Annotated in this window: 5 protein-coding genes and 1 tRNA gene; 1 reads left to right on the top strand and 5 read right to left on the bottom strand. The window is 49.5% G+C overall.

Annotated elements, in window-relative coordinates; genetic code table 11:
* Window positions 1–48: 48 nt before the first annotated feature.
* The 5 genes from ABD892_RS11660 to ABD892_RS11640 all read right to left on the bottom strand — a co-directional run bounded on the left by ABD892_RS11660 (window position 49) and on the right by ABD892_RS11640 (window position 3,969).
* Window positions 49–705, bottom strand: coding sequence for a LysO family transporter (locus ABD892_RS11660; protein ID WP_345195845.1), 657 nt, complete (start codon window positions 703–705; stop codon window positions 49–51).
* 136 nt (window positions 706–841) lie between these two features.
* A tRNA-Gly gene (locus ABD892_RS11655) sits at window positions 842–916 on the bottom strand.
* Window positions 917–981: 65 nt separating this feature from the next.
* On the bottom strand, window positions 982–1,815 hold the full coding sequence (locus tag ABD892_RS11650; protein WP_345195843.1) for a c-type cytochrome: 834 nt from the start codon (window positions 1,813–1,815) through the stop codon (window positions 982–984).
* Between the two features lie 110 nt (window positions 1,816–1,925).
* A complete protein-coding gene (locus ABD892_RS11645; protein WP_345195842.1) occupies window positions 1,926–2,612 on the bottom strand; it encodes an META domain-containing protein in 687 nt (228 codons plus the stop codon).
* A 124-nt stretch (window positions 2,613–2,736) separates the two neighbouring features.
* Entirely contained in the window at window positions 2,737–3,969 is a 1,233-nt protein-coding gene (locus ABD892_RS11640) for an FAD-dependent monooxygenase (RefSeq protein WP_345195841.1), read from the bottom strand.
* A 236-nt stretch (window positions 3,970–4,205) separates the two neighbouring features.
* Here ABD892_RS11640 and ABD892_RS11635 point away from each other — a divergent pair, with 236 nt between their 5' ends.
* Window positions 4,206–4,646, top strand: a complete 441-nt coding sequence (locus tag ABD892_RS11635; protein WP_345195839.1) for a hypothetical protein — start codon at window positions 4,206–4,208, stop codon at window positions 4,644–4,646.
* Window positions 4,647–4,707 lie beyond the last annotated feature (61 nt).

Here is a 4,707-nt window from a genome sequence, read left to right as displayed (position 1 = left end):
GTTTTGTGCAAAAACTGTACTCTGTTGCCAAAAGTACGGCCAGCTTGCTCACATTCCCAAGGTTAAGCGGGATTTAAGGATAATGCCGCTGAGAGAATACCAGCCAAAACCAGACGACAATGCCAGTGAAATATTGACCGGCACACCGGCGATCCAGCCCGCCAGCAACCCACCAAGCAATGCTGTAATCACCACCGTTGCCGCGATCCGTATACCGGTTTTGTTCAGCAGCACATCTTTGATGGCGATATCACTGCTACGCAGCTGGACACCAATCAGGAGAAGCATCAGGTAAAGCAGCCCATTGGCCAGACTATCGAGCAATGCAAAAGGCTTATTTACCAGAATGCCAACGACCATGCCTACAACAACGATACCGGCGAACATCAATGATTCGAGCGCCATACCTAGTAGTGATGGGCGCCCGCCCGAGGCCTCACCAGTAATCATGCGGATAGTGGGCAACAACCCCACGAGGTTTGCCAGCGTGATACAGACCAGAAACAGCAAGGCCATTTCCAGTGCCATCATAAGATTCTCTGCCATATTCTCCAGGGTTCCCAGTCCATACCCCATGAGGAACAAAATACCCAGTGTAATAGCAAGCAGTGATTGACTGATCCGTTTCAGTGCAGAAGATTGACGTACCCTTATTCCATAACCGGCAAACAAGGCGACAAAGAACAACGCAGTCCCGAAGCTCATGACATCTCACCCAGAGTAATGGTGCATCAGCCCTATAAACGACAATGAATTAGTAGCCGGCAGCTTTATTAATAATATGTCGCTTAATTATCGGTATTTGGGAAGTTTGTCCAGAAAAGAATATCGGAAGTGTGATTGGAGCGGGTAGCGGGAATCGAACCCGCCTCACGAGCTTGGGAAGCTCGGGTAATAACCACTATACGATACCCGCAAGCAGAGACTTCATTCTATCGATCTACACCCAAACGAACAACTGACGAACATCAATTCAAACGACTACTGACGTTCAGAATCACCTGTAGTTTTGTGCTGTTCCTGATGTTTAAGGTAAGCGATGATCTGATCCAGCTCTTTAGTGCCAAGATCCTCGTTATCTGGCATTTTCGAATATCGGAAATCCGATGGTTTCCTGATATATGCTTTAAGAAACTCATCATCCCGGTAAGAGACAATCCCTTTCGGCATCAGCAAGTCTGGCCCGAGCCATCCACCCTGCCGATCCATTGCATGACACGTAAGGCAGCGCTGCCGAAACAACTTAAACCCCTGCCAGACATCCGATGTTTCCCGCACCTTCTGAGGATAAACCGCCGGATAACGATTCTGAAAACGCAGCAAAACAATTTTTATAATCTGGTTTGGCCAAGGGTAACCTGTTGTAAAACGTTGGTGATCCCCGGTCCAGATCAGATAATAGGGGCTGAAATCGATATGTTTCTCACCAAACGGTTCAAAACCGGATGCCCGATCGGCATCCCGGAAAGCCAGCCACGCTTCAGGCTTTTCCTCAATATGCTCCAGCCCAAGGACAGGCTGATAACCATCCAACGCGACAAAAGCCACATCCGAGAATTCCGGCGCTCGCCAGCGTTCTGCAAAGCCACGCGTCATCACATCACTGAGCCGGAAGGCCTCATATTTTTTTGTCTTATTAAAATAAGGATCGTACAAATCAACCATCTGGCTCTTTAATCCAGAATCAGGCGCCGTGAGGTCGACACTCGCCACCTCTTCCTGCTCAATGAAGAATTGAACAACACTCCCTTCACTCACCCGTGGATATTGTCCCAAGCACACAATCAGCAACACAAACCACTTGAAATGCTTCACTGACAACCCCTGCGCCCGGTAACGTTTTCAGGTAGGAAGGGTGACGAGTATAGCGGCTGACCCAAAAAGGAGCTGACTCTTTTTGAAAATCAGCCAGCCTGATCTATTGCCTATTCGACCACCTCAACATTCACAATAACCGGATTATTGACACCGGAATCCAGTTCCAGCGATACCTGACTGGTATTGATATAAGTCAGCCTGCCATCTTCCATTACCCTGACGGACAGGCTATAACGATGATTATCCTTTACCAGCGAGGGCGCATAGGGCACCACGAACGATATGGGTGACTGTTCAGCCTGATCCAGACGCATTTCATTCACGCCAATGGTGAATAACCGGGCATCCTGTTGGCTGACATCCTCGATCGACACCATCACAACCGCCTTTTCCGGCAACTGACCGGCTTCGGATATGATCCTCCCACTGACCAGCCCAGTCTCAGCCTCAAACGTCAATGATTTGTCACCGGACGCATTCGCCAGAACCAGGATATTCTCATCCTGCTCAAGACGTGTCACCTGCTCCAACTCAGACAAAAAAGCCTGCTCCTGTTTCATCAGCGGATCCGGACATGCCATCAGGGTCGAGGCCAACCGGCCAATTTCAACGCTAGGCTGAACCAGAGTATAAGTGCCAAAGTAACGGTTACAGGAGGCATCCCCGAAAATGCGCCCCTGTCCGTTTTCCGGCGACTCTAACCTCAAGGTGACGCGGGAATTATCCACAGGCGCCTGGCCATTCATCGTGACCAGCACCCAGTCATGCTCATAAAGTGTTGTCGTTTCTGTCATTGCTGCATTCTGAAAAGTACTGCATGCCGTCAACAGCAGGCTTGCCATTACCAGACACGTTTTCTTCACGTTTCCAAACTCCACAGAAAGAAATGGTTAGCAGAGTAGTCCATTACCGGTGGGCTTAAACATCCTTTAAGCCCATCGCGTATTTCATCACCTGCTTTTGCCCTGGCGTGAATCGTCCGGCTACCGTTAAACCGATATTGCGCAGTAATTTGAGTGGCGCATTGTCGTTACTGAATGTGTAGTAAAAAGCATCCATTGCCCACTGCATTTTGCGGTTGGCCGGCCGGCGAATACGCTCATACTCATTCAATACAGCAAGACTGCCGAAAGGTTCGTTGCTTTTATAGGCTTTGGTGAGAAGCTCTACCAATGTCGAAGCATCCTGAAAACCCAAATTCACACCCTGACCCGCCAGCGGGTTAATGGTATGGGCGGCATCACCCACTAAAGCCACACCGGGTTTCACATAATGTCGGGCATGTCGTTTGGTCAGCGGAAAACTGCCTCTTTCCAGTAAACGACGAATAACCGGTAATTCGGCCGGGTAGGTTTGCACCATTTCTTTCAGGAAATCCTCATCCGACAGCGCCTTCAAACGCTGCACCTGTTCCGGCAGGTTATACCAGACCATGGATGCATAACTACGGCCGTCAATATCCGGCAGCGGCAACAGGGCCAAGGGTCCCGTGGGCGTAAATGCCTGCCAGGTAATATCCAGCTGGCCGGGCTCTATTTCGACCGTGGCCACCAGCGCCTGCTGTTCATAATCAGCACTATGCAGACCAATACCCGCCAACTGCCTTACCTGCGACTGTGCACCATCGGCACCGACTACCAGTGGTGCTTCAAATGTCTCACCGTCTTTTAATATCAACGTCGCCTTATCTGCTGCCCAGCTGATCTGATCGATTGAAGACGGGCAATACAGATCCACCGATTCAACACTGGCCAGTACCTGATGTATCGCCATCTGCGTCACGCGATTTTCAACAATGAAACCGAGCTGGTCGGCAGGCAGGTCACGACAGTCAAACAGAGTCTGATTGGGCCTTTTTTGCAGCTCTTTGCCTGTCAGTGGTTCGCGCAGCTTTTCCCAAACGGCCATACGGCGGTAGGGACACATACGCATGGCTTTCATCAGCGACCAGGCACCGATATCACGAAGAAAATGCTCTGTCGCCGGACTCAGGGCGGATACCCGCAGATCAGGTGGCTGCTCAGGAGAAAAGGCGGAAGGCAGGGCATGATCAAACAGCGCCACCTTGATTCCCTGTTGCCCCAGCGCGCAGCCTACGGCAGCGCCTACCATGCCGGCACCCACCACAAGCACGTCATACCGCCTTGTCATGATTTCTCCTGATAATTATCAACACATGCTATTTCAGGGATTGTACTGCGCCTCACAACCACGAACATCCTCTTATCAAGACTTAGACACTATTACCACAAACTCTGTGCAACTCTCTAACAGATCACCGCCCCACCAGCAGGATTGGTTACCTATTCTGACCTTGCATACCAGAACCTTTAACCAAAAGGCTTGTCCCACCTCTAAAGCAAATAAATTATCCCGAATGAAAGGACATGATTTCTAAAGCACCACAGAGACCCTTGTCCGGTGAGCAGAGCGTACAATCACCACAACCTGAAGCGGATTCTGACGCTGAAAGCTATGCCTCAACCCTGCAGGCACCAGCCACAAGCCGCGAGTCATGGCGTGTAAAATCCAGAATGATTGAGATCATAGACGAGAACAGGGAAGAACAGACCAGCCAATTCCTGCAATGTTTCTGTAAAGCCTGGGATGAGTATCATGCTGATAAAGCTAAAAAACAGGAGGGTGCAAAAGAATCTTCTCTCGTATTGATTGGTCACGGTGCTTACAGCAAGGTTTATTATCACAAAGAATACAATGAGATCGCATGTAAACTCTCTTTAAGTCATCCTGACGATATATCCAAAACACAAGAATATTCTTCCTTCCTTTTACATGAAGTCACCCAATATACCTTAACTCCCGCTTAACGATCTGAAGAAGTAAGGCTAAATTGAATGAAGAGAGCGTCCCCTGTGCTCTTCAGGCAAA

Source organism: Kistimonas scapharcae (genome assembly GCF_039540975.1).
GTDB classification, from domain to species: domain Bacteria; phylum Pseudomonadota; class Gammaproteobacteria; order Pseudomonadales; family Endozoicomonadaceae; genus Kistimonas; species Kistimonas scapharcae.
The sequence above is the reverse complement of the archived record's forward strand: the minus strand, read 5'-3'. Positions and strand labels throughout refer to the sequence as shown.

Bases quoted from the DNA above. Each gene is read 5' to 3' on its own strand.
- ABD892_RS11660 (WP_345195845.1), bottom strand. From the start codon at position 705: ATGAGCTTCGGGACTGCGTTGTTCTTTGTCGCCTTGTTTGCCGGTTAT.
- ABD892_RS11635 (WP_345195839.1), top strand. From the start codon at position 4,206: ATGATTTCTAAAGCACCACAGAGACCCTTGTCCGGTGAGCAGAGCGTA.
- ABD892_RS11645 (WP_345195842.1), bottom strand. From the start codon at position 2,612: ATGACAGAAACGACAACACTTTATGAGCATGACTGGGTGCTGGTCACG.
- ABD892_RS11640 (WP_345195841.1), bottom strand. From the start codon at position 3,969: ATGACAAGGCGGTATGACGTGCTTGTGGTGGGTGCCGGCATGGTAGGC.